Origin of the sequence: Bradyrhizobium sp. YCK136 (genome assembly GCF_044570075.1) — a bacterium.
GTDB classification, from domain to species: domain Bacteria; phylum Pseudomonadota; class Alphaproteobacteria; order Rhizobiales; family Xanthobacteraceae; genus Bradyrhizobium; species Bradyrhizobium diazoefficiens.
Map to the genome: position 1 here is coordinate 3,345,651 of NZ_CP172424.1, position 23,657 is coordinate 3,369,307.

Genomic DNA, 23,657 nt, shown 5'->3' on the forward strand with positions numbered 1-23,657 from the left:
GTCTCCGTTCTGGAGCATGATCCGGAAAAGTGTGGAACGGTTTTCCGAAGGGATCATGCTCAAACAATCAATCTCGCTCGAGGCTGTCGAGCAGCCGGTCGATCATGGCTTGGGAAGCCCCTTGATAGGCCATCGGCTCGAACAATGCCGCAATTTTTTCCGGCGAAAGATGCGCTGTGACCTGCGAATCGGCCGCGAGAACCTCGCGCAGATGCTTCTTCTCGGCGACCGCGCGCTTGCTCGCGGCCTCGATGAGATGATGCGCATCGCTCTTGCCGATCCTCTCGGCCAGCGCAAAGGTGACCGCCTCGGCCATGATCAGCCCGTGCGTCGCATCGAGATTGCTGCGCATGCGCGCGGCATCGACGTCCAGGCCCTCGGCGATGTCGACGATGGCGGCGAGCGCGCCCGAAGTGACCAGCATCAGTTGAGGCAGCGTCGGCCATTCCGCATGCCAGGGGCCGGCGCTGCGCTCGTGGTCCTGTACCTGCGCGGCAAAAATCGTCGCGGCGAGCTGCGGGGCCATGGTGGCACATCCCAGCGCGCTTGCGGCCGCGACAGGGTTGCGCTTGTGCGGCATGGTCGAGGAGCCGCCGCGGCCTTCGCCGGCCGGCTCGAACGCCTCGGCGACATCGGTCTGCATCATCAGCGAGACGTCGCGCGCGATCTTGCCGCAGCTGCCGGCGAGAATCGCGAGAACCGATGCGGCCTCCGCGATGCGGTCGCGATGGGTGTGCCAGGGCGCCTCCGGCAGCGGCAGGTTGAGCTCCTGCGCCAATCGTTCGGCGACCGCGAGCCCCTTGTCGCCGAGGGCCGCGAGCGTGCCGGCCGCGCCGCCGAATTGCAGCGCGAGGCCCTCGCGGGAGAGCCGCCTGAGGCGGCAGCGGGCGCGAGCAAGGCTCGCGGCATATTCGGCGGCCTTGAGCCCGAACGGCATCGGCAGCGCGTGCTGGAGCCATGTCCGCGCCACCATCGCGGTGTTGCGGTGATTGCGCGCCAGTGCGGCAAAACCCTTGATGGCGCGGCTGAGGTCGGCGTCCAGCGCGTCGATGGCGGCGCGCAGCGTGAGCATGGTCGCAGTGTCGATGACGTCCTGGCTGGTCGCGCCCCAATGCACGTAGCGTGCGGCCTCCGCGTCGGCCTTTGCGACGTTGGCGGTCAGCGCCTTGACCAGGGGAATCGCGAGATTGCCGGACCGTGTCGCGGCCTCGGCCAGCGCGGCGATGTCAAAGGCATCCGCCTTGCAGGCGGTTTCGATCGGGCCCACGGCGGCCGCGGGAATCACGCCGGTGGCGGCTTCGGCGCGCGCCAAGGCTGCCTCAAAATCGAGCATGTTCTGGAGCGTTGACCGGTCGTCGCAGACGGCGCGCATGGCGGCGCTCGACAGCATCGGCGCGAGCAGGGGGGAGAGGGCTGTGCTCATGTTGCGCGGGACCTAACCATCATGGCCCGCCTGTGCCAATCCAAAACCGACCGCGCAAGATTTTTTGCAGTTGCGAATATGCATTGCACGTGGCCGGAGGCCGCCCTTTCCTTTGCAGCCTACGTGCGTTACTTGAGCAGCATTATAATTGCACGATCCCGGGAGGCACCCCATGGCCATGACGATGAACGGCGAAGTCCAGCTTGCGGCGCCGCGCGAGGCTGTGTGGGCCAAGCTCAACGATCCCGAGGTGCTGAAGGCCTGCATCCCCGGCTGCGAGGAGCTGGAGAAGACCGACGACGGCGGCTTTCGCGCCACAGCGAAAATGAAGGTCGGCCCGGTGTCGGCGCGCTTCAAGGGCAAGGTGACGCTCTCCGATCTCGATCCGCCGAACGGCTACAAGATCTCCGGCGAAGGCGAGGGCGGGGTGGCGGGCTTTGCCAAGGGCGGCGCCGTGGTCAAGCTGGCGGAGAAGGACGGCGGCACGCTGCTCTCCTACGACGTCGAGGCGCAGATCGGCGGCAAGTTGGCGCAGCTCGGACAACGCCTCATCAACGGCGCCGCCAAGAAGCTGGCCGACGAGTTTTTCGCGAACTTCGCCAAGGCGGTACAGGGCTGAAGGCTATCGCCTTTCGGCATGGCGCCTTGCGTCCGGGGTGATGTTGCCCCGGGGCATAATGGCCCATATGATGGGTTGGAATAATTATAAGAACCGCTTCGACGGGACCCGTCGGGGCGCTGATAGAGAGTGCTTATGGCGAAAATCTCCCTCATCGTGAACGGCAATCCTGTGACGGCCAACGTCGATCCCCGCACGCTTCTGGTGCAGTTCCTGCGCGAGAATCTGCGGCTGACCGGCACCCATGTCGGCTGCGACACCTCGCAGTGCGGCGCCTGCGTCGTGCATCTCGACGGCAAGGCCGTGAAGTCCTGCACCACGCTTGCCGTGATGGCTGACGGCCACGAGGTCAAGACGATCGAGGGGCTGGCTGCCGACGGCGCGCCGCTGCATCCGATGCAGGAAGCCTTCCGCGAGCACCATGGCCTGCAGTGCGGCTTCTGCACGCCCGGCATGATCATGACCGCGATCGACATCGTCCATCGCAAGGGGCACGAGGTCGACGACCACACCATCCGCGAGGAGCTGGAAGGCAATCTCTGCCGCTGCACCGGTTACCAGAACATCGTCGCCTCGATCTCCGCCGGCGCCAAGGCGATGGCGAAATCCGACCTCGCCTAAATCGACACGCGCGCATCCCGCGATCAGGACATTCAGATGTACGAATTCAAATATCATCGCCCCGGGACCGTTCGGCAGGCCGCCAACCTCCTGGTGAAGAACGAAGACGCCAAGGTGATCGCCGGCGGCCACACGCTGATTCCGGTCATGAAGCAGCGCCTCGCGAGCCCTCCGCATCTGGTCGACCTCTCCCACATCGAGGGGCTCAACGCGATCGAGATGAAGGGCCGCTCGCTGGTGATCGGCGCCACCGCCAAGCACGCCGAGGTCGCGACCTCCGCCGTCGTCGGCGAAGCGATCCCGGCGCTCGCGAGCCTTGCCGGCGGAATCGGCGATCCCGCCGTGCGCCACAAGGGCACGATCGGCGGCTCGCTCGCCAACAACGATCCGACCGCGGACTATCCGGCCGCGGTGCTTGCGCTCGGGGCGACCATCGTCACCAACAAGCGCCGCCTCAAGGCCGAGGAGTATTTCCAGGGCCTGTTCACGACGGCGCTCGAGGCCGACGAGATCATCACCAAGGTGATGTTCCCGCTGCCGAAGAAGGCCGCCTACATCAAGTTCCGCAACCAGGCCTCGCGCTACGCGCTGGTCGGCGTGTTCGTGGCGCGGCGTCCGTCGGACGTGCGCGTTGCCGTCACCGGCGCCGGCTCCGAAGGCGTGTTCCGCGTCACCGCGTTTGAGGAAGCCCTGAAGAAGCGCTTCTCGGCGAAAGCCCTTGATGGCATCGAGGTGCCGGCCGAGGGTCTCAACAGCGACATCCACGGCAGTGCCGAATACCGCGCGCACCTCATCGGGGTGCTGACGCGGCGGGCCGTCGACGCCGCCAATGCCAAGGAATGATGGGCCTCACCAACTGGCCCAACGACTTGCCCCGGTGAGGGCGTAACCAAGACTGGCCTTTCATGACTTCAGCCGCCCTGCCGGCATCGGTTGATGCGATGCTCGAACTCCTGACGTCGCGCGGCTATCTCGCCGAGCGGTCGCTGGCGACGGTGACGTATCTGTCGCTGCGCATGGGCCGGCCGCTGTTTCTCGAAGGCGAGGCCGGCGTCGGCAAGACCGAGATCGCAAAAGTGCTGTCGGCGGCGCTGGGGCGGAAGTTGATCCGCCTGCAGTGCTACGAAGGCCTCGACGTCTCCTCGGCCGTGTACGAGTGGAACAGCGCCGCGCAGATGATCGCGATCCGGATGGCGGAAGCCGCCGGCGACACCGATCGCGATCAACTGTCGAGCGACATCTTCGCCGACCGCTACATGATCAAGCGGCCGCTGCTCCAGGCGCTGGAGCCTGACGTCGCCGGTCCGCCGGTGCTCCTGATCGACGAGCTCGATCGCGCCGACGAGGCGTTCGAGGCATACCTGCTCGAAATCCTCAGTGACTTCCAGGTGACCATCCCCGAATTCGGCACCGTGAAGGCGCCGTATCCGCCGATCGTCATCATCACCTCCAACCGCACCCGCGAGATCCACGACGCGCTGAAGCGGCGCTGTCTCTATCACTGGGTGGACTATCCCGCCGCCGAGCGCGAACTCGCGATCGTCAAGACGCGCGTGCCCGGCATCTCGACAAAGCTGTCGCAGCAGGTGGTGCGCTTTGTCCAGGCGCTGCGCAACCAGGACTTCTACAAGTCGCCGGGCGTCGCCGAGACCATCGACTGGGCCACCGCGCTGTCCGAGCTCGACGCCCGCTCGCTGACCCCGCAGGTGGTCGGCGACACGCTGGGCGCGCTGCTCAAGTACCAGGACGACATCACCCGCATGCAGGGCGACACCCTGCAGAAGGTGCTGAAGGAAGCGACGAGCGAGGATTGATCTCGCGTCAAATTGCGCCCGTCATTCCGGGGCGCGCGTAGCGCGAACCCGGAATCCATCGGGCCGCAGAGTTCGTGGATGAATGGATTCCGGGCTCGCGCCAAAGAGGCGCGCCCCGGAATGACGAGGGGATGGATACGACCCATGGCCATCGACCACCTGGCGCCCGAGCAGACCGAGCAGTTCGCCGACAACATCGTCGGCTTCGCCCGCGCGTTGCGCTCTGCGGGCATGCCGGTCGGGCCGGGCGCAGTGATCGATGCCATGAGCGCGCTCCAGGTGATCGACATCGGCAACCGCGCCGATGTCTTTGCCACGCTGGAGGCGATCTTCGTCAAGCGCCACGAGCATGCGCTGATCTTCAAGCAGGCCTTCAACCTGTTCTTCCGCGCCTCGGAGGAGTGGAAGCACATGCTGGATTCGGTGCCGCTGCCGGAGCAGGCCAAGAAGAAGCCGCAGGCCGGTGCGCGCCGCGTGCAGGAAGCGATGTCGCAGCCGCGCATGACGGAGACGCCGCAGCACCAGGAGCAGGATCTGCGCCTGTCGGTCTCCGACAAGGAAATCCTTCAGAAGAAGGATTTTGCCCAGATGAGCGCGGCGGAGATCAGCGAGGCCCTGCGCGCCGTCGAGCGGATGCGGCTGCCGCAGGCCGAGCTCCTGACGCGCCGGCACCGGCCCGATTCCCGTGGCCTGCGCCTCGATCTGCGCCGCACGCTGCGTGCGTCATTGCGCACCGGCGGCGACATCATCGACATTCATCGCCTGGGGCGGATCGAGAAACCGGCGCCGATCGTCGCGCTGCTCGACATCTCGGGTTCGATGAACGAGTACACGCGCCTGTTCCTGCATTTCCTCCATGCCATCGGCGATGCGCGCAAGCGCGTCTCGGTGTTCCTGTTCGGCACCCGCCTCACCAACGTCACCCGCGCGCTGCGCCAGCGCGATCCCGACGAGGCGCTGGCGAGCTGCTCGGCCTCGGTCGAGGATTGGGCCGGCGGTACGCGGATCTCGGCCTCGCTGCACAACTTCAACAAATTGTGGGCGCGCCGGGTCCTGAGCCAGGGCGCCATCGTGCTCCTGATCTCCGACGGGCTGGAGCGGGAGGCCGATTCCAGGCTCGCCTTCGAGATGGACCGGCTGCACCGCTCCTGCCGGCGGCTGATCTGGCTCAACCCGCTGTTGCGCTTCGGCGGCTTCGAGGCCAAGGCGCAGGGCATCAAAATGATGCTTCCGCACGTTGACGAATTCCGCCCGGTACATAATTTGAGTTCGATCCAGGAGCTGATCACGACGCTCTCCCGGCCGCTGCCGCCGCATCACCGCAGCCTGATCCGCTCCGCAGCTTGAGAGGTTACCCCATGCTCGATCGCGACGAGGACATTCTGAGGGCGGCGGAGGACTGGCAGAAGGCCGGCCGTGGCGTCGCGCTCGCCACCGTCGTCGAGACCTGGGGCTCGGCGCCGCGCCCGGCGGGCTCGAGCCTCGTCACCAACGACGAGGGCACGTTCTTAGGCTCGGTCTCCGGCGGCTGCGTCGAGGGTGCCGTGGTCACCGAGGCCATGGACGTGATCGAGAGCGGCAAGCCCAAGATGCTGGAGTTCGGCGTCGCCGACGAGACCGCCTGGAATGTCGGGCTGTCCTGCGGCGGCACCATCCGTGTCTTCGTCGAGAAGGTCGACTAGCCGTGAAGCTCGCGATTTTGCACGAACTCAATGCCGAGCGCGCCGCGCGCCGCCCGGCGATCTTGGTGACGGACACCGAGAGCGGCGAGCAGCGCCTGGTCAAGGCGCAGGATTTTGCGAAAGACCCGCTGCGCGTCGAGCTCGAAAAACAGCTTCGCATGGGCAAGAGCGCCAATGTCGAGGTCGGCGGCAAAAAGCTGTTCCTCAACGTCTACGCGCCGACCGCAAAGCTCGTCATCGTCGGCGCGGTCCATATCAGTCAGGCGCTGGCGCCGCTGGCGCGCTCGCTCGGTTACGACGTCACGGTCGTCGATCCGCGCACAGCCTTTGCGAGCGCAGAGCGCTTCCCAGACATTCCGCTGGTGGCCGAATGGCCCGACACCGCGCTGCCGCCGCTCAACGTGGATGCCTACACGGCTTTCGTCGCGGTGACGCACGATCCCAAGATCGACGATCCTGCGCTGCTGCACGCCTTCGAGCGCGGCTGCTTCTATATCGGCGCGCTGGGCTCGCGGAAGACCCATGCCAAGCGCGGCGACCGGCTGCGGGCGCAGGGCGCCAAGGACAGCGACATCGCGCGCATCCACGCGCCCATTGGCCTTGCGATCGGCGCCGTCTCGCCGTCGGAGATCGCGGTGTCGATCATGGCCGAGATCACGGCGGTGCTTCGGCTGCCACCCAAAGAAAAAGAAGAAGCGGCATGAAATTCGGCCCGGCGAGCCCCAAGGATGCGATCGGCGGGGTGACCGTCCACACCCTGCGCCAGGGACCGCTGGTGCTGAAGAAGGGCACGACGATCGGGCCCGCCGAGGTCGAGGCGCTGGAGCGCGCCGGCATCAAGGACGTCGTCGTGGTGCGGATGGAGGAGGGCGACGTCTCCGAGGATATCGCCGCCGCCAGTATCGCGCTTGCGGTCGGCGGCGAGGGCATCCATGTCGAGCGCGCCTTCACCGGCCGCGCCAATCTGTTCGCGGCATGCCCGGGCGTGCTGGTGATCGACCGCGCCGCGGTCGATCGCATCAACAATATCGACGAGGCCATCACCTTTGCGACGCTCACCGCCTACAAGCCGGTGGTCGAGGGCGAGATGGTCGGCACGGTCAAGATCATCCCGTTCGGCGTCGAGGGCGCTTTGCGCGACGCCGCGGTGAAGGCGGCCGGCCGGGACGTCCTGAAGATCGCGCCCTACGTGATCAAGCGCGTCGGCGTGGTCTCGACGCTGCTGCCGGGCCTGTCCTCCAAGGTGATCGACAAGACGCTGCGCGTCACCGCCGAGCGGCTGGCGCCGGCCGGCGCCGGCATCATCGCGGAGCGGCGGGTCCAGCACGACGAACACGCGCTGTCGGCCGCGATCAAGGAGCTGCTCGCGCTTGGCGCGGAACTCGTCATCGTGTTCGGGGCGTCCGCGATCGCGGATCGCCGCGACGTGATCCCGGCGGCCGTCACCGGGATCGGCGGCGAGATCGAGCATTTCGGCATGCCGGTCGATCCCGGCAATCTGCTGCTGATCGCCCGCGCCGACGGCGTGCCGGTGCTGGGCGCGCCGGGCTGCGCGCGCTCGCCGGTCGAGAACGGGTTTGACTGGGTGCTGATGCGGCTGCTTGCCGGCATCAAGGTGACCCGCGCCGAGCTGATGGGCATGGGCGTCGGCGGGCTCCTGATGGAGATCGTCACGCGTCCGCAGCCGCGCGCGAGGCCCGAGATCGAGGGCAACAGCCAGGTCGCCGCCATCGTGCTCGCGGCTGGGCGCTCGACCCGCATGGGTGGGCCGAACAAGCTGCTCGCCGAGCTCGACGGCAAGAAGCTGGTGCGGATCGCGACCGAGCAGGCGCTGGCCTCCAAGGCATCCGAGGTGATCGTCGTCACCGGCCATCAGACCGAACTGGTCGAGCAGGCGCTGCAAGGCTTGAAGGTGAAATTCGTCCGCAATCCGGATTTCGCCGGCGGCATCGCGAGCTCGGTCAAGGCCGGCATCGCGGCCGTGCCCGAAGCTTGCGACGGCGCCGTGGTTTGCCTCGGCGACATGCCGCTGATCGATGCCGGCCTGATCGACCGTCTCATCGACAGCTTCGCACCGGACCGCGGCAATCTCATCGTCGTGCCCGTCAGCGAGGGCCGCCGCGGCAACCCCGTGCTGTGGTCGCGCCGCTTCTTCCGGGAGCTGATGACGCTCGATGGCGACGTCGGCGCGCGCCACCTGATCGCCAAGCACACCGAGGCGGTTGCGGAAGTGCCCGTCGACGGCGAGGGCGCGTTCCTCGACATCGACACGCCCCAGGCGCTGGAAGCGGCAAGACGGGGATAGTGTGTAGGGTGGGTTAGCCTTGCGGCTGCGCGCAAGCGCAGTCCGCTGGGCGTACCCCACCAACTTGGTCCCGCATTCGTTGAAGCGTGGTGGGTTACGCTGCGCTAACCCACGCTACGAAGCGGATTCGCTTCGCTCGCCTACTTCTTGGTGTTCGACAGCTTCTCGCTGCCGGCCTTCAGATCGACGCCGCTCTTGGTCAGGAGGGCCTTGTCGCCGCTGCTGAACGTGAACGTGTCGGCGCCCGCGCTGATGCCGTTCCACGCCACGGCTTCGGCGAGGGACAGATACCACAATCCCTGGAATCCCGACGCATTGTTCAACTGCCCCGTCCAGACGGTGGTCGATCCGCAGCCGAGGAAGTTCACCGAGAAACTGATCGCAGTGCCCGTGTTGCCGTAGGCCAGCCAACCCGTCACACCTTGCGGCTTGCCCTCGTCGCAACTGTTTGCAGCGTTGTTGGTATAGGTCCCCGCGATAGCACCCGTGTTCGAGTTGAAGCTGGTGATGGCCAGGGTCGAGCCATACTGGTTGGTCCAGGTCCAGTTCACCGACTGCGCATATGCGGGCAGGGGTCCGATCAGGGACGCCGACGCAATCATCGCCAAGAGCATTCCGTTGAAGTGACGCATGGTTGTTTCCTCCGGCTCTCTGCTTGGAGAGTCAACTACTTTAAATGATGCGCTTCACAAATACAACTAAAAAATGTATGAGGTCGCTCGGTACGTCCGTCAGGGTTTTCAACCACTCGTTCACCATCTGGAAACGGTCCCGCGCTTAGAGTTCCCTCCACCTGCCTTGGGGGGAGGGGTTTTTTCCATGGCTTCGAATGTCGTCGCGCGCCGTTGCGCGATGTTTTTCTTTGCGTTGTCTGTTTGTGTCGCGGGCGCTCGCCACATCACGGATGCACGCGCCGCCGGCGCGTTTGCGGTCGGCAAATGCGGTGCCTATGGCCAGGCTTTCGATTACGGCGCCGAGCACGAGGCCCGCGCGGCGGCGCAGAAGCAGTGCAAGGGCGACTGCACGACGGTGACGATGAAGCGCGCCTGCGCGGCGATGTCCGTCGATCTGTCCAATCCTTGCGGTGCCTATGGCTATGCCGTCAAGCCGAAGATCTCCGCCTCGCTCAACGCCGCCACGCGCGAATGCTACAAATACGGCGGCAAGGAATGCGTGATCCGCGCCTGGGCCTGCGACGCGAAGGGTTGAATTCTCCTCCGTCATTCCGGGGCGTCGCGCAGCGACGAACCCGGAATCTCGTGCGATAATCTCCAGATTCCGGGTCTGCGCCTGACGGCGCATCCCGGAATGCGATTTGTGGAGACATGTATGCAGTTCGATACCAAGATCGCCGTGGTGATCCCCAGAGATCTCCAGGCCTGGCAGAAGCTCAACGTCGCGGCTTTCCTCACCAGCGGCATCGCCGCCGCCTTTCCGGAATGCATCGGTGAACCCTATGAGGACGCCTCGGGCACGACATATCACGCGCTGATCGGCCAGCCGATCCTGATCTACGGCGCCGAAGGTCCGGCACTGTCGCGCGCGCTCGACCGTGCGCTCACCCGCAACGTGGTGCCGGCGGTCTACACCGAGGACATGTTCAAGACCACGCATGATGCCGCCAATCGCGAGGCGGTGAGGGGCGTGGCGCGTGCCGATCTCAACCTGGTTGGTATCGCCGTTCGCGCCGAGCGCAAGGTGATCGACAAGATCGTCGACGGCCTCAAGTTCCATAGCTGACACGATCCCGCGCTTCGCGCCGCGTCGTCATCGTGATGTCACGATCGCGCGAGCCTTGCGCAAACTTTGTGCTGTTTGACCCCAATCAAAGGTGCCTCGCATGGTGACGCTAAAGCCGCAATCGTCAGACAATTCGGCAAGCCGCTCGTGATCGAGGACGTGCCGGTGCCGCAGCCCGGACCCGGCGAGGTTCTGGTCAAGGTCAAGGCGTGCGGCGTCTGCCATACCGATTTGCACGCAGCCTCCGGCGACTGGCCGGTGAAGCCGGTTCCGCCTTTCATACCGGGCCATGAGGTTGCCGGCATCGTCGCCGCGCTCGGATCCGGCGTGAAAAATCTGAAGGTGGGCGATGCCGTCGGCGTCGCCTGGCTGCACGATGCCTGCATGTCCTGTGAATATTGCGAGACCGGCTGGGAGACGCTGTGCGAGCACCAGCACAACACCGGCTACAGTGTGAACGGCGGCTTCGCCGAATATGTCATCGCCTCGGCTGCCTTCGCCGCCAAACTGCCGGCGACGATCGATTTTGCGGGCATCGCGCCGATCCTGTGCGCGGGCGTCACCACCTACAAGGGCTTGAAGGAGACGGAGGCAAAGCCCGGCGAGTGGGTCGTGATCTCGGGCGTCGGCGGGCTCGGCCATGTCGCGATCCAGTATGCCAAGGCGATGGGCCTCAAGGTCGCGGCCGTCGACATCGCCGACGACAAGCTCGAGCTCGCGCGCGAGACCGGCGCCGACCTCGCCGTCAACGCGCTCGCGGCCGATGCCGTGGACAATGTGTTGGCGGTAACCGGGGGAGGGGCGCACGGCGTGCTGGTGACGGCGGTCTCGACCGCCGCCTTTGCCCAGGCGCTGAAGATGGTGCGCCGGAAGGGCACCGTCAGCCTCGTCGGCCTGCCGCCGGGCGAATTCCCGACGCCGATCTTCGACGTCGTGCTCAAGCGCATCACCGTGCGCGGCTCCATCGTCGGCACCCGCCGCGACCTCGACGAAGCCATCGCATTCGCCGCCGACGGCAAGGTCAAGGCCGAAGTGACGAAGGTGCCGCTCGCTGAGATCAACGACGTCTTCGACCGGATGAAGGCCGGCAAGATCGAAGGCCGCATGGTGCTGGATTTTGGCTAGTGCGTTGTGAAACGCGCCGTTGCCGCGAAGGAGGTGCGCTCCCTCCCCCGCAAGCGGGAAAGGTGCACCGAGTTTGCGGCGATGCTTTTCGTATCAAAGGGACGTCGCTCTCTCGCTGCCTACCCCGGCGGCATACCTTCGAATTTCGGCAAGTCCGGATCGAGACGATCCCAGTCGTGGCCGCGCGCGACGAAAGTCACCACCTGCGGCTTGTAGCGGGCGGGCTCGTCGAGGCTTGCGGCGCGGATGGTGAAGATGTCGGGCATTGCTGCAAAGGTCAGGTAAACCGGCAAGCCGCACCGGGCGCAGAAGCCGCGCGTCTTCACGTTGCCGCTGTCGCCGACCATGTCCCAGTGCTTCGCCTCGCCGGTTACGGTGACGCCGGCGCGCGCGAAGGTCGCGTAGGAGCCGTGGCCGCTGCCGCTTTCCCGCTGGCAGTCCCGGCACTGGCAATGATTGCTGAATATGGGCTCACCGACAATCGAATAGCGGATCGCGCCGCAGGCGCAGCCGCCTGTATAGGGCTTGTCCATCGCGATAACTCCTTACTCGCCACTGATCTCGTCAAGCTGGCGGACGACCTTCTTCCAGCCGCCACTCATCACCGTGTAGGCCGACTCGTTTATGGGCAGGACGAAGCCGGCATGAACCAGACGGATCCGCGTGCCGGCTTCGACCGGGGTGAGGGACCACGTCACGACCGTGTCGAGCGGCGCGCCGTAGCCGGTGTTGCGCTCATCGCCGCCCTTCCAGGCGTAGACAAGGCGCCGGTTCGGCACGACCTCCAGAACCCGGCAATGGATGACGCCGTCCCAGTTGCCGCCCGGGGTAGTCTGGAACGTGAAGGCCTTGCCTTCGACGGCTTCAAAACCGGTCGGCGGCATCAGCCAGCGCGCGATCAGCTGGGCGCTGGTCAACGCCTTCCAGATCGTCTCCGGCACGTGAGGGAACACCTCGTCGATGACGATGTCTTTGGTCTCGGCTTTCAACTCGGCAGCACTCACGGATCGATCTCCTTCAAGAGGTCACGCAGGTTCTGGAAGCGCTCGCGCCAGAAGACGCCGTAATGATCCATCCAGGTCACCAGCGGCTCGAGTCCTTGCGGCGCGGCGCGGTAGTAGACGTTGCGGCCCTCCGCGCGCTCGGCAACGAGGCCGGCCTGCTTCAGCGACTTCAGGTGTTGCGAGATCGCGCCTTGCGTCACGCCACTGCCGCGCGTCAGCTCGGCGACGCTGATCTCCTTGCTCTCGAAGACGCGTTCGAACACGGCGCGGCGGGTCGGATCGGCGAGGGCGCGCATCACGGTGGTGACGGGGTTTGGGGCGGCTTCGATCATGGCGATAAATTAGTGAGGGCTAATTCATTAGTCAATGCTAATTTAATTCGGCCGCTCTGGCTGGCATCAATAATTGACTTTGACTGACTAGTCAGTCATAAATTGACTATGACGAAGAAGCCCACCAAAGCCGCCGCGGCATCTGCAGCCCAGGCTGGGAGCCAAATGCTCGAAGCCGCGCCCGCCTCGAACCGTGCCACCCGCGCGGCGGAGCGGCGTGCGGCGATCGTTGAGGCGGCGATGGAGGAGTTCATTGCGCGCGGCTTTGCCGCGACGCGGCTCGACGACATCGCCAGACGTGCCGGCGTCGCCAAGGGCACGATCTACCTGCACTTCAAGGACAAGGAATCGATGTTCGAGGAGCTGGTGCGCGTCGTGATCGTGCCTGTGGTGGCGCGGCTGACGACGTTGCCGCCGCCGGTGGGCTCGGTGCGCGACCTCATCGAAGCCTTCGCCGGCAACTTCCTCAAGGAGGTGATCGGCACCAGGCGCGGTGATCTCGTGCGCCTGATCGTGGCGGAGGGGCCGCGCTTTCCCTCCGTCGCCGACTTCTACTACCGCGAGGTGGTCTCGCGCGGCGTTGCCGCCATGCGCGGGCTGATCGAGCTTGGCATCGCCCGCGGCGAGATCCGCGAGAAGGACCTTGCGCGCTATCCGCAGATCCTGATCGCACCTGCGATGATCGCGGTGATCTGGCAAAGCCTGTTTGAGCGCCACGCGCCGCTCGACGCGCGGGACATGCTGCGCGTCCATCTCGATTTGATTTTTGGCGAACGGAGGACGACATGAGGTCGTCGCAAGTAATTTTCAGATTTGCATTGGCCGTCCTTTTCGCAACCGCGCTGGCGGCTTGCAAGGAGAAGCGCGATCCCGGCTTCCAGGGCTGGGTCGAGGCCGACATGATCTTCGTCAGCCCGGACGAAGCCGGCCGCGTGACGAAGCTGAACATCCGCGAGGGTGACGAGGTCAAGATCGGCGACGCCCTCTATTCCGTCGACGACGATCTCCAGCTTGCCGATCTCAACCAGAACAAGGCGACGCTGGCCAACGCGCAGCAGACCTATGACCGTGCGGCCTCGCTGAACAAGACCGGTTCGGGCACGCAGGCCAATCTCGATTCCGCCGTCTCCGCCCTCCGCGTGGAGGAAGCGCGGGTGGCGACGTCGGAGACGCGGATGGCGCGGCGCAGGGGCTTTGCGCCGGTCGCCGGCATCATCCAGCAGATCTATTTCCGCGAGGGCGAGATGGTGGCGGCGCAGCGGCCGGTGCTCTCGATCATGCCGCCCGGCAACATGAAGCTGCGCTTCTTCGTGCCGGAGACCGAGCTGCCCAAGCTTGCGATCGGCGACACGGTGCGGATCGGCTGCGACAATTGCGCGGCCGACCTGACCGCAAAGATCTATTTCATCGCGACCTCGGCCGAATACACCCCGCCGGTGATCTACAGCCTCGATGAGCGCAACAAGCTCGTCTACCTGATCCAGGCGCGGCCCTCGCGCCCCGATGCCTTGCGCGTCGGGCAGCCGATCGACGTCTATCTCAATCCAAAAACCCCGGTGGCGGACAAGCGATGAACGGCGGCAACGGCATCGCAATCGACGTCAAGGGCCTGACGAAGTCGTTCGGCGGCCGCGAGGTCGTGCACGATCTGTCGATGCAGGTGAAGCGCGGCTCGATCTACGGCTTCCTCGGTCCCAACGGCTCGGGCAAGACCACCACCATCCGCATCCTCTGCGGCCTGCTCACGCCCGACAGCGGCGAGGGGACGTGCCTCGGCTACGACATCCGGCGCGATGCCGAAAAGATCAAGCGCCAGGTCGGCTACATGACCCAGCGCTTCAGCCTGTACCAGGACCTCTCGGTGCGCGAGAACCTCGAATTCGTGGCACGGCTCTATGGCCTTGCCGATCCACGCGACGCGGCGCGCGACATGATCAAGCGGATCGGGCTTTCGGGGCGCGAGGAGCAGCTCGCTGGCGAGCTCTCCGGCGGCTGGAAGCAGCGGCTGGCGTTAGGTGCCTGCACGCTGCCCAATCCGCAATTGCTGCTGCTGGACGAGCCGACCGCCGGCGTCGACCCCAAGGCGCGGCGCGATTTCTGGAACGAGATCCACGCGCTCGCCGCCGACGGCCTCACCGTGCTGGTCTCGACCCACTACATGGACGAAGCCGAGCGCTGCCACGAGATCGCCTATATCGCCTACGGCCATCTGCTCGCGCACGGCACGGTGGAGGAGGTGATCGCGAAATCCGCGCTGACGACCTACACCGTGACGGGTGAGGATTTGAACGGGCTCACCGCCGAGCTTACCGGCAAGCCTGGAATCGACATGGTGGCACCGTTCGGCACCTCGCTGCACGTCTCGGGGCGCGACGTCGCCGCGCTCGAAGCCAGCATCGCGCCGTGGCGCGAGAAGAGCGGCCTGCACTGGCAGAGCTCGCATCCTTCGCTCGAAGACGTGTTCATCGAACTGATGAGCCGCTCCAAGGACAATTTCCAATGAGCACCGTCGATCATCCGGCTCCCGCACGCGAAATCCGCGAGCGCTTCGGCTTCCTGCGACGCTCCTATGCGATGCTGATCAAGGAGTTCATCCAGCTGAGGCGCGATCGCGTCTCGTTCGCGATGATCGTGATGCTGCCGGTGATGCAGCTCATGCTGTTCGGCTATGCCATCAACACCACGCCGCACCATCTGCCGAGCGCCGTGCTGCTCCAGGAGGACTCCGATCTCACCCGCTCGATCCTGAAGGCGCTGGAGAACACCGCCTATTTCCGTTTCATCTACGAGGTGCACGACGTCGACGATTTCGACAATCTGCTGAAATCGGGCAAGGTCCTGTTCGGCGTCGAGATCCCGCGCGGATTCGAACGGGCGGTGCGGCGCGGCGACAAGCCGGCGCTGCTGGTCGCGGCCGACGCCACCGATCCGGTCGCGGCGAGCTCGGCGATCGGCTCGCTCGGCATGGTCGTGCAGACCGCGCTCAAGCACGATCTCTATATCGGCAATCCCCCGGAGATGCCGTTCGAGATCCGGGCGCATGCGCGCTACAATCCGGCCGCAGCGTCGAGCCTCAACATCGTGCCGGGTCTCGTCGGCACCATCCTCACCATGACCATGCTGATCTTCACCGCGCTCTCGGTCACGCGCGAGGTCGAGCGCGGCACCATGGAGAGTCTGCTGTCGATGCCGATCAAGCCGGTCGAGGTGATGTTCGGCAAGATCATCCCTTACGTACTGGTCGGCTTCGTCCAGGCCTTCCTGATCATCAGCATCGGCGTCGGCCTGTTCGGCGTGCCCGTGCTTGGCAATCTGTTCCTGCTCGCGCTGCTCTCGACGCTGTTCATCACCACCAACCTGTCGATCGGCTACACGATCTCGACCGTCGTGCAGAACCAGCTCCAGGCCATGCAGATGTCGATGATGTTCTTCCTGCCGAGCATTCTGCTGTCCGGCTTCATGTTCCCGTTCGCCGGCATGCCGGCCTGGGCGCAATATGTCGGCGAGGCCTTGCCGCTGACCCATTATTTGCGCATCGTCCGCGCCATCATGCTGAAGGGGGCGAGCATGCAGAATCTGCGGTTCGACACGCTGGCGCTGGCGGCCCTGATGCTGATCGCTATGACCATCGCCGTGACGCGCTTCCGCCGTACGCTAGATTGAGGCAAACTAGTCCTTGAGAGTCATTCCGGGGCGTACGACGTGCGAACCCGGAATCTCGAGATTCCGGGTTCACGCTAGCGTGCCCCGGAATGACTGGGGGATGGAATGGTCAAGTTTGCGAGCAGGAAAGCGCGGCAACACGCCGCCTTGTCGGAGGACTTCGAGCGCGAGCTGACGCGGGAAGTGCTGCGCACCGAGCTGTTGCGGGTGCGGACACTGATCATCACCGGCTGCGTCATGATCTTGTTCCTCACCTCAACCTTCCTGATCGACCCCGCTCTGGTGAACCGGGTCTGGCGCGGGACGGAGGGCCTCGTCCGCGAATACATCCTCTTGGGAGGTTTCATCCTCTTCGAAGTCTGGATCCACAGCCAGATCAGGCGAAACCTCAAGCTCGATCGCGACCTGCCGGTGATCAGGCGCTACGTCGGCGCCTTTATCGAAACGTCGCTGCCGACGATCATCCTGATCCTGCAGATCCGCAGCATGGGTGCGAGCCAGGCGCTCGGTTTCGTGCTGCCGCTGGTCTATTTCATCTTCATCATTCTTTCGACGCTGCGGCTCGACTTCTGGCTGTCAACCTTCACGGGATTTGTGGCCGCAGCCGAACTCCTGGCCGTCGCGCTATATTACAACTCGGCGAGCGAGGCCGGTGAACCCCTGATCTACTTCCACGCCGTGCGCAGCACGGTCATTCTTGTCTGCGGCGTGCTCGCCGGCTCCGTCGGTGCGCAGCTGCGGCGGCAATTCGCCGCGAGCATTGCGGCTGCCACCGCGCGCGACCGGGTCACCAATCTGTTCGGCCAGCACGTCTCGCCGCAGGTGGTGGAGCGGCTGATGGCGGAGGGGACGAGCGCGGCCGGCGACCTCCGCCGCGTCGCGGTGATGTTCGTCGATTTCCGCGGCTTCACCGCCGGGGCGCAGTCGCGCACCCCGCAGGAGGTGGTCGACCGGCTCGATGGCGCCTTCGCGGTGCTGGTCGACATCCTCGACCGCCAGGGCGGCATCGTGAACAAGTTTCTCGGCGACGGCTTCCTCGCGCTGTTCGGCGCGCCGCTGGAGGCCTCCGACGCCGCGCACCGCGCGGTCGCCGCGGGCCGCGAGATGCTGGCCGCGATGGACCGCATTAACGCGGAGACGAGCTGGCCGCTGCGGATCGGCATTGGCATCCATTTCGGCGAGGTCGTCGCCGGCAATATCGGTTCGCCCCGACGCAAGGAGTACACGGTGATCGGCGACACCGTGAACTTTGCCTCGCGGCTGGAGGCGCTGAACAAGGAGTTCGGCTCGCAGCTGCTGATCTCGGCGTCCGTGCGCGAGGCGCTCGGCGATGACGGCGAGGATGCTGTCGCGCTCGGCGAAGTCGAGGTGCGCGGCTACGAGCAGAAGGTGGCGGTGTTTCAGCTGGGGTGAGGGCCGCCTCCTGCGCCTTCAAATGTGAGCCGCGTTTCGTTGAAGCGGATCGCGTTTCGTTGAAGGCGCGTGATGAAATATCCTTGGCAGCTTTCAGGTCATGCACGGTGGAAGCCGAAACGTCTCGGCTTTCCTTTGTCACCCGGAGAAAACCAATGACCCGACTGACCCTGGTTGCGGCCGCCCTGATCGCCGCCGCCGTTGCCCAAACCCAGGCGGCATCCGCACGCCAAATCGCCCCACCGCGCGCTGCAACCCGGGCGACGGCCGACTCCTGCGTCAGGGCTCCGGCGGTGGGCGCGTATGCCTCCGCGCCCTACAAGCAACCGCCTTGCCTGCCCAGTACGACGACGATGAACTGACGATCACAGCAGACGAAGCCGGGCTGGTGGAGTCCGCCAGCCTGGCTTCGTGTCATCCGCGGCGGCCCTCCCGCCGGCGGTATTTTCGTAGCGCTTGACTCTCGCATCATCTAGTCATCTATATGACTATATGAATTCAGCGCCGCTCGACGACCGCCTGCCACGCTACCAGCGCCTGCGCGACGACCTCGCCGCGCGGATCAACCGCAATGAATGGCGGCCGGGCGAGCCGATCCCGTCGGAAGCCGAGTTGGCTGCGCATTACGGCGTTGCCATCGGCACCGTGCGCAAGGCGATCGACCAGCTCGTCGCGGATGCCGTGCTGGAGCGCCAGCAGGGCCGCGGCACCTTCGTGCGCCGCGCGCGCTTCAACTCCTCGCTGTTCCGCTTCTTTCGCTTCCAGTCGGAGAGCGGCGAGCGGCGCGTGCCGAAGAGCCGCATCATCAGGCGCAAGAGCGTGCCGGCGACATCGGCGGTCGCATCCGCACTCCGCATCCCGGTCGGCGAGCCCGTGATCAGCCTGTCGCGCCTGCGCCTGATCGACGACGTCCCGCTGCTCGCCGAAGAGATCTGGCTGCAGCAATCGCGCTTCGCGCCGATCCTCGACATCGACACAGCCGAGTTCGGCGACCTCCTGTATCCGCTCTACGAGGAGCGCTGCGGCGAGGTCGTGGTCTCCGCCGAGGAAATCCTGACGGTCGAGACCGCCAACGAGATGCAGGCACGCCTGCTGCGGCTCGAGGCGCATGCGCCTCTGATTGTCATCGAGCGTCTCGCGCTCGACCTCGAACGGCGGCCGATCGAATGGCGCCGTTCGCGCGGGCCGGCCAACCGCTTCCGCTACCACGCCGAGATCAGGTGAAGCGGCTCTTCAACGACACCAAGCAATAAACGAGTACAGGGGTAGGAAAAATGTCGAACTGGTACAGCGAAAGCTCGCCGCTGGAGCGGCGCACGTTCTGGGCAAGCTTTGGCGGCTGGGCGCTGGATGCGCTCGACGTCCAGATGTTCGGCCTTGCCATCCCCGCGCTGATCGCGGCGTTCGGCATCAGCAAGGCCGATGCCGGCCTGCTCGGCTCGGTCACGCTGTTCTTCGGCGCGTTCGGAGGCTGGCTCGGCGGTGCGCTCGGCGACCGCTTCGGCCGCGTCAAGGCGCTTCAGATCACGGTTGCGACCTTCGCACTCGCGACCTTCGCCTGCGCATTCGCGATGACCTACACCCAGCTCCTGATCCTGAAAGCGGTCCAGGGCCTCGGCTTCGGCGCCGAATGGGCCTGCGGCGCGGTGCTGATGGCCGAGATCATCCGCCCCGAGCATCGCGGCAAGGCGCTCGGCTCGGTGCAGAGCGCCTGGGCCGTGGGCTGGGGCGCAGCCGTGCTGCTGTCGGCGCTGGTCTTCACCTATGCGCCCGCAGACATCGCCTGGCGGCTGCTGTTCGCGCTCGGGCTGTTGCCCGCGCTCCTCATCATCTTCATCCGCCGCGGATTGAAGGAGCCGCCGCGCGCCATCGCCAGCGAAAAGACGCCGTTCTTCGCGACGCTCTCGGGCATCTTCCATCGCGACGTGTTGCGCGCGACGCTGATCGGCGGCCTGTTCGGCATCGGCGCCCATGGCGGCTACGCGGCGCTCACCACCTTCCTGCCGACTTACCTGCGCGAGGTGCGGCATCTGTCGGTGCTGGGCTCCAGCGGCTATCTCGCCGTGATCATCGTCGCCTTCTTCTGCGGCTGCGTGGCGAGCGGCATCATCAGCGACCGCATCGGTCGCCGGGTCAACGTCGCCTTCTTCGCCAGCGCCTGCATCATCACCGTGCTGATCTACATCTTCGCGCCGCTGACCAATGGCGAGATGCTGGTGCTCGGCTTCCCGCTCGGCTTCTTCTCCGCCGGCATCCCCGCCAGCATGGCGGCGCTGTTCAGCGAGCTCTATCCGGCCGGCGTGCGCGGTACCGGCGTCGGCTTCTGCTACAATTTCGGCCGGATCGTCTCCGCCGCATTCCCGTTCCTGGTCGGCTTCCTCAGCGATCATATCGGGCTTGGACCTGCGATCGGCATCGATGCGGCCTTTGCCTATTCGCTGGTGCTGATCGCGGTGCTGCTGCTGCCCGAAACCCGCGGCAAGGTCTTTGAACAAGCCGCCGCGACGCGCGCCTGACGCGGGATGGGGAGGAGCCACCATGACATTGTCCCAGCGCGGCCTGACGCGCCGCCAGTTTGGCGCGGGCCTCGGCTCGCTCGTGACGCTGGCCGCGACCACAGCCAGCAGTGAGGCGACCTTGCCGACGATCGATACCCACGCCCATGTCTTTCACCGCGGCCTCAAGCTCGCACCTAGCCGCCGCTACGCGCCGGACTACGACGCGCCGCTGTCGCTCTATCTGGAGCAGCTCGACCGCAACGGCATGTCCAATGGCGTGCTGGTGCAGCCGAGCTTTCTCGGCACCGACAATTCCTATCTGGTTGCATGCCTGAAAGAGGCGGGCGGCCGCCTGCGCGGCATCGCCGTCGTCGATCCCGCTGTTAGCGCGGACGAGCTGCGCATGCTCGATCGCGCCGGCATCGTCGGCATTCGCCTCAATCTCGTCGGCCAGCCCTTGCCCGATCTCGCTGCCGGCGAATGGAAGGCGTTGCTCGCGAGCGTGAAAGTGATGGGCTGGCAGGTCGAAATCCAGCGCAACGCGGCCGATCTCGCCGCGCTTGCGCCGCAGCTTCTGGATCTCGGCGTTGCAGTCGTGCTCGATCACTACGCGCTGCCCGATCCAAAGCTCGGTGTCGCCGATCCCGGCTTCCAGTCTGTGCTGAAGCTCGGCGCGACGCGGAACGTCTGGGTCAAGATCTCGGCGCCGTATCGCAATGGCGCGGCCGGCGAGAGCTTTGCGAAGCAAGCCTATCCGCTGCTGCGCAAAGCTTACGGCCTCGACCGCCTGTTGTGGGGCAGCGACTGGCCGCATACGCAGTTCGAGGCGTCGCAGGCTTACGAAAAGAACCGGCAGTTTCTCGACACGCTGATCACTGATCAGAGCGAGCGTGCGCAAGTGCTGGCATCGCCGTATCAGCTCTTCCGCTTCTGACACGTCCGGTCGCAATTGCTCCGATTGCTCCGAATTTTGGGGCATGACGGACGATGTCGCCGGCTTGTAGACTGCCGGCGATGCAGCCGACCCGCGGCTGCGATTTGCATGAGGAAAGCAAAGATGCAGCGCCGCTACATCACCGTCGACGTGTTCACCGACCGCGCCTTCGGCGGCAACCAGCTCGCCGTGGTGCTCGATGCCGGCGGCTTGTCGACGACGCAGATGCAGGCGATCGCGACCGAGTTCAACTATTCCGAGACGACCTTCGTGCTGCCGCCGCGCGACAAGGCGAACGATGCGGAGGTGCGCATCTTCACGCCGGTGCGGGAGCTGCCCTTTGCCGGTCACCCCAATGTCGGCACCGCCTTCGTGCTGGCGACGATCGCAAGGGAGCCCAAGCCGCGCCTGCTGTTCGAGGAGAAGGCGGGGCTCGTGCCGGTCGAGATCGTACGGGAGCAGGGAAGGGTGGTCAGCACCGAGCTGACCGCGCCGCAGCCGCTGGCCCGCCTCGCGACATGTTCCGCCGAAGAGGTCGCGGCCTGCATCTCCCTGACCGCGGAGGATATCAAGATCGATCGCCATGCCCCGCAGATCGTCGGCGTTGGAACGCCCTTCGTGGTGGCGGAAGTGGGGTCGCGTGAGGCCGTGCGGCGGGCCAAGCCTGATGCTGCGGCGTTCAGCCGGATGTTGCCGCGCGATGGCGCCTTCTCGGTCTATTTCTACACGCGCGACGTGCCGGCGGCGGAAGCGCCATGCGAGCGGCAGGCGCGGATGTTCTTCCCCGGCGCCAGCGGCCTGATCGAGGACCCCGCCACCGGCAGCGCCACGGTCGCCGCCGCCGCGCTGTTCGCCGATCTCGATCCCGCGCGCGATGGCGAGTTGAAGCTCACCATCGGCCAGGGTTTCGACATGGGCCGTCCGAGCCTGCTCCTGACGCGCGTGCGCAAGCAGGACGGCAAGATTGTCTCCGCCCATGTCGGCGGCAGCTGCGTGCAGATGATGGAGGGGACGTTTAGGCTGGTGGGGGAGGGGTAGGTCCATCAACCCGTCATTCCGGGGCGCGCGCAGCGCGAACCCGGAATCCATTCCTCCACTAGCTCTACGGCCCGATGGATTCCGGGCTCGCGACTTTGTCGCGCCCCGGAATGACAGCGCAGCTAAACCTGCCGCCCCGCCAAATTCCTCACCGTCACCCCATCCCGCTCCTCGATCACCTCCGCGATCATCTGGCGGTGGCAGTGGGTGTGGTCGCGCTCGTAGCAGAGCAGGCAGACGGGGCCGGCCTTCTTCACCAGGGCCGAGAGCTCGTCCATCTCTTCCTTCGCCTGCGGCGTCTTCAGGTGCCTTGAATAGATCCTCTCCAGCACGTCGTACTGGCCGCTGCGCGCGGCAAGGCGCCCCTCCTTCGGCGTGCCGAGCGCGGCGAGATGGACATAGGCGATGCCGCGCTCGTCGAGCCCGGCGGACAACTGCTTCTTGGAAAAACCCGGCCGGCGCGACGACGTCACCGCGCGCACGTCGACCACGAGCTTGACGCCGGCGTGCTCCAGCTCGTCGAGCACGGCCTTGGGCGGCGTCTGCTCATAGCCGATGGTGAAGAGCTTCTTCGCCTTTGCCATGAACAATCCTCAACTCACCCGCGCGATCAGTTCCATGGCGCCGTGCGGTGCGCGCACCTTGCCCTCGTGGATGACGTAGGCGAACACGTCGCGCGGCTCCTTCTTCGGCTTTGCCTTGTCGACCTTCGGCAGATCGTCCGGTTCGCTTCCTTCGGCCCAGTCCTTGAAGCGCTGGGCCCAGGCATCGAGCTGCTTCGGCGGATAGCAGGTCTTGATCTCGTCATTGCCCTTCTGCAGCCGCGCGTAGACGAAATCGCCGGCAACGTCGGCGATGGCGGGATATTTGCCGTGCTCGGCGAACACCACCGGCGTCTCGAATTCGCGGATCAGCGCGACGAAGTCGGGCGTGCAGAAACTGTCGTGGCGGACCTCGACCACGTGGCGCAGCGCGCGCCCGTCGAGCTTGCGCGGCAGCAGCTCCAGGAACTTGCCGAAATCGGCGCCGTCGAACTTCTTGGTCGGCGCGAACTGCCACAGCACCGGCCCGAGATGGTCGCCGAGTTCCAGCACGCCGGAATCATAGAAGCGCTTGATGGAATCGCCGGCTTCGGCCAGCACGCGGCGATTGGTGGCGAAGCGCGGCCCCTTCACCGAGAACACGAAACCTTCAGGCACCTCGCTCGCCCATTTGCGAAAGCTCTCCGGCTTCTGCGAGCCGTAATAGGTGCCGTTGATCTCGATCGAGGTCAGCTTCGAGGCCGCGTAGGACAGCTCCTTCGCCTGCGTCAGCTTCTCCGGATAGAACACGCCGCGCCATGGCTCGAATGTCCAGCCGCCGACGCCGATGAAGATATTGCCGGATTTTTTGGACACGGTTTTTGTTTTGGCCACGGAAGGATCTCGCATCGACGTGGAGGGGAGG

Annotated in this window: 28 protein-coding genes; 21 read left to right on the plus strand and 7 right to left on the minus strand. The window is 65.6% G+C overall.

What is annotated here, in order from left to right; all coding sequences use genetic code 11:
- Positions 1 to 67: 67 nt before the first annotated feature.
- On the minus strand, positions 68 to 1,423 hold the full coding sequence (locus ACFLEY_RS15710; RefSeq protein ID WP_060908115.1) for a 3-carboxy-cis,cis-muconate cycloisomerase: 1,356 nt from the start codon (positions 1,421 to 1,423) through the stop codon (positions 68 to 70).
- A 172-nt stretch (positions 1,424 to 1,595) separates the two neighbouring features.
- On the opposite strand from ACFLEY_RS15710, the gene ACFLEY_RS15715 reads away from it, so the two are divergent.
- The 8 genes from ACFLEY_RS15715 to ACFLEY_RS15750 all read left to right on the plus strand — a co-directional run bounded on the left by ACFLEY_RS15715 (position 1,596) and on the right by ACFLEY_RS15750 (position 8,464).
- Positions 1,596 to 2,042 carry a carbon monoxide dehydrogenase subunit G gene (locus ACFLEY_RS15715; protein WP_011088412.1) on the plus strand — a complete coding sequence of 149 codons (447 nt, stop codon included), beginning with the start codon at positions 1,596 to 1,598 and terminating at the stop codon, positions 2,040 to 2,042.
- A gap of 135 nt (positions 2,043 to 2,177) precedes the next feature.
- Entirely contained in the window at positions 2,178 to 2,663 is a 486-nt protein-coding gene (locus ACFLEY_RS15720; protein WP_027560187.1) for a (2Fe-2S)-binding protein, read from the plus strand.
- Positions 2,664 to 2,699: 36 nt separating this feature from the next.
- Positions 2,700 to 3,506: a xanthine dehydrogenase family protein subunit M gene (locus ACFLEY_RS15725; protein ID WP_028173408.1), complete on the plus strand. Its 807-nt coding sequence runs from the start codon at positions 2,700 to 2,702 to the stop codon at positions 3,504 to 3,506.
- Positions 3,507 to 3,568: 62 nt separating this feature from the next.
- A complete protein-coding gene (locus ACFLEY_RS15730; protein WP_011088409.1) occupies positions 3,569 to 4,477 on the plus strand; it encodes a MoxR family ATPase in 909 nt (302 codons plus the stop codon).
- A 144-nt stretch (positions 4,478 to 4,621) separates the two neighbouring features.
- Positions 4,622 to 5,824, plus strand: a complete 1,203-nt coding sequence (locus ACFLEY_RS15735; protein WP_060908114.1) for a VWA domain-containing protein — start codon at positions 4,622 to 4,624, stop codon at positions 5,822 to 5,824.
- Positions 5,825 to 5,835: 11 nt separating this feature from the next.
- On the plus strand, positions 5,836 to 6,159 hold the full coding sequence (locus ACFLEY_RS15740) for an XdhC family protein (RefSeq protein WP_396604686.1): 324 nt from the start codon (positions 5,836 to 5,838) through the stop codon (positions 6,157 to 6,159).
- A gap of 2 nt (positions 6,160 to 6,161) precedes the next feature.
- On the plus strand, positions 6,162 to 6,863 hold the full coding sequence (locus tag ACFLEY_RS15745; protein ID WP_028173410.1) for an XdhC family protein: 702 nt from the start codon (positions 6,162 to 6,164) through the stop codon (positions 6,861 to 6,863).
- Entirely contained in the window at positions 6,860 to 8,464 is a 1,605-nt protein-coding gene (locus ACFLEY_RS15750) for an NTP transferase domain-containing protein (RefSeq protein WP_060908112.1), read from the plus strand. The genes ACFLEY_RS15745 and ACFLEY_RS15750 overlap by 4 nt, the downstream gene beginning before the upstream one ends.
- Before the next feature lie 140 nt (positions 8,465 to 8,604).
- Here ACFLEY_RS15750 and ACFLEY_RS15755 read toward each other — a convergent pair whose 3' ends face one another.
- A complete protein-coding gene (locus ACFLEY_RS15755) occupies positions 8,605 to 9,096 on the minus strand; it encodes an avidin/streptavidin family protein (RefSeq protein ID WP_060908111.1) in 492 nt (163 codons plus the stop codon).
- Positions 9,097 to 9,283: 187 nt separating this feature from the next.
- Here ACFLEY_RS15755 and ACFLEY_RS15760 point away from each other — a divergent pair, with 187 nt between their 5' ends.
- From ACFLEY_RS15760 to adhP, 3 genes are all read left to right on the plus strand, one after another.
- On the plus strand, positions 9,284 to 9,673 hold the full coding sequence (locus ACFLEY_RS15760; RefSeq protein ID WP_011088403.1) for a DUF4189 domain-containing protein: 390 nt from the start codon (positions 9,284 to 9,286) through the stop codon (positions 9,671 to 9,673).
- A gap of 120 nt (positions 9,674 to 9,793) precedes the next feature.
- Positions 9,794 to 10,204: a DUF2000 family protein gene (locus ACFLEY_RS15765; protein WP_060908110.1), complete on the plus strand. Its 411-nt coding sequence runs from the start codon at positions 9,794 to 9,796 to the stop codon at positions 10,202 to 10,204.
- An 84-nt stretch (positions 10,205 to 10,288) separates the two neighbouring features.
- Positions 10,289 to 11,329 carry an alcohol dehydrogenase AdhP gene (gene adhP, locus ACFLEY_RS15770; RefSeq protein ID WP_060912605.1) on the plus strand — a complete coding sequence of 347 codons (1,041 nt, stop codon included), beginning with the start codon at positions 10,289 to 10,291 and terminating at the stop codon, positions 11,327 to 11,329.
- A gap of 119 nt (positions 11,330 to 11,448) precedes the next feature.
- Here the strand turns inward: adhP and ACFLEY_RS15775 are convergent, their stop codons facing one another.
- From ACFLEY_RS15775 to ACFLEY_RS15785, 3 genes are read right to left on the minus strand one after another with little or no spacing between them, the layout of a single operon-like run.
- Positions 11,449 to 11,862, minus strand: a complete 414-nt coding sequence (locus ACFLEY_RS15775) for a GFA family protein (protein ID WP_060908109.1) — start codon at positions 11,860 to 11,862, stop codon at positions 11,449 to 11,451.
- A gap of 12 nt (positions 11,863 to 11,874) precedes the next feature.
- Positions 11,875 to 12,333 carry an SRPBCC domain-containing protein gene (locus ACFLEY_RS15780; RefSeq protein ID WP_060908108.1) on the minus strand — a complete coding sequence of 153 codons (459 nt, stop codon included), beginning with the start codon at positions 12,331 to 12,333 and terminating at the stop codon, positions 11,875 to 11,877.
- Positions 12,330 to 12,665: a helix-turn-helix transcriptional regulator gene (locus ACFLEY_RS15785; RefSeq protein WP_011088398.1), complete on the minus strand. Its 336-nt coding sequence runs from the start codon at positions 12,663 to 12,665 to the stop codon at positions 12,330 to 12,332. The genes ACFLEY_RS15780 and ACFLEY_RS15785 overlap by 4 nt, the downstream gene beginning before the upstream one ends.
- A gap of 108 nt (positions 12,666 to 12,773) precedes the next feature.
- On the opposite strand from ACFLEY_RS15785, the gene ACFLEY_RS15790 reads away from it, so the two are divergent.
- From ACFLEY_RS15790 to ACFLEY_RS15835, 10 genes are all read left to right on the plus strand, one after another.
- On the plus strand, positions 12,774 to 13,454 hold the full coding sequence (locus tag ACFLEY_RS15790) for a TetR/AcrR family transcriptional regulator (protein ID WP_082755241.1): 681 nt from the start codon (positions 12,774 to 12,776) through the stop codon (positions 13,452 to 13,454).
- Positions 13,451 to 14,239, plus strand: coding sequence for an HlyD family secretion protein (locus tag ACFLEY_RS15795; RefSeq protein ID WP_060908107.1), 789 nt, complete (start codon positions 13,451 to 13,453; stop codon positions 14,237 to 14,239). The genes ACFLEY_RS15790 and ACFLEY_RS15795 overlap by 4 nt, the downstream gene beginning before the upstream one ends.
- On the plus strand, positions 14,236 to 15,168 hold the full coding sequence (locus ACFLEY_RS15800) for an ABC transporter ATP-binding protein (protein ID WP_011088395.1): 933 nt from the start codon (positions 14,236 to 14,238) through the stop codon (positions 15,166 to 15,168). Before ACFLEY_RS15795 ends, ACFLEY_RS15800 begins: the two co-directional genes overlap by 4 nt.
- On the plus strand, positions 15,165 to 16,328 hold the full coding sequence (locus tag ACFLEY_RS15805) for an ABC transporter permease (protein WP_060908106.1): 1,164 nt from the start codon (positions 15,165 to 15,167) through the stop codon (positions 16,326 to 16,328). Before ACFLEY_RS15800 ends, ACFLEY_RS15805 begins: the two co-directional genes overlap by 4 nt.
- A gap of 105 nt (positions 16,329 to 16,433) precedes the next feature.
- The gene (locus ACFLEY_RS15810; RefSeq protein WP_011088393.1) at positions 16,434 to 17,741 is read left to right on the plus strand and encodes an adenylate/guanylate cyclase domain-containing protein; all 1,308 of its coding nucleotides are present in this window, start codon (positions 16,434 to 16,436) and stop codon (positions 17,739 to 17,741) included.
- Between the two features lie 155 nt (positions 17,742 to 17,896).
- The gene (locus ACFLEY_RS15815) at positions 17,897 to 18,103 is read left to right on the plus strand and encodes a hypothetical protein (protein WP_082755240.1); all 207 of its coding nucleotides are present in this window, start codon (positions 17,897 to 17,899) and stop codon (positions 18,101 to 18,103) included.
- A 130-nt stretch (positions 18,104 to 18,233) separates the two neighbouring features.
- A complete protein-coding gene (locus tag ACFLEY_RS15820) occupies positions 18,234 to 18,965 on the plus strand; it encodes a GntR family transcriptional regulator (protein ID WP_011088392.1) in 732 nt (243 codons plus the stop codon).
- A gap of 50 nt (positions 18,966 to 19,015) precedes the next feature.
- Entirely contained in the window at positions 19,016 to 20,257 is a 1,242-nt protein-coding gene (locus tag ACFLEY_RS15825; RefSeq protein WP_060908104.1) for an MFS transporter, read from the plus strand.
- Between the two features lie 22 nt (positions 20,258 to 20,279).
- Positions 20,280 to 21,173 carry an amidohydrolase gene (locus tag ACFLEY_RS15830; RefSeq protein WP_060908103.1) on the plus strand — a complete coding sequence of 298 codons (894 nt, stop codon included), beginning with the start codon at positions 20,280 to 20,282 and terminating at the stop codon, positions 21,171 to 21,173.
- A gap of 123 nt (positions 21,174 to 21,296) precedes the next feature.
- On the plus strand, positions 21,297 to 22,211 hold the full coding sequence (locus tag ACFLEY_RS15835) for a PhzF family phenazine biosynthesis protein (protein ID WP_060908102.1): 915 nt from the start codon (positions 21,297 to 21,299) through the stop codon (positions 22,209 to 22,211).
- A 122-nt stretch (positions 22,212 to 22,333) separates the two neighbouring features.
- On the opposite strand, the gene ACFLEY_RS15840 is transcribed toward ACFLEY_RS15835, so the two are convergent.
- Entirely contained in the window at positions 22,334 to 22,795 is a 462-nt protein-coding gene (locus tag ACFLEY_RS15840) for a DUF488 family protein (RefSeq protein ID WP_211433944.1), read from the minus strand.
- A 9-nt stretch (positions 22,796 to 22,804) separates the two neighbouring features.
- Positions 22,805 to 23,641, minus strand: a complete 837-nt coding sequence (locus ACFLEY_RS15845) for a DUF72 domain-containing protein (RefSeq protein ID WP_011088387.1) — start codon at positions 23,639 to 23,641, stop codon at positions 22,805 to 22,807.
- Positions 23,642 to 23,657 lie beyond the last annotated feature (16 nt).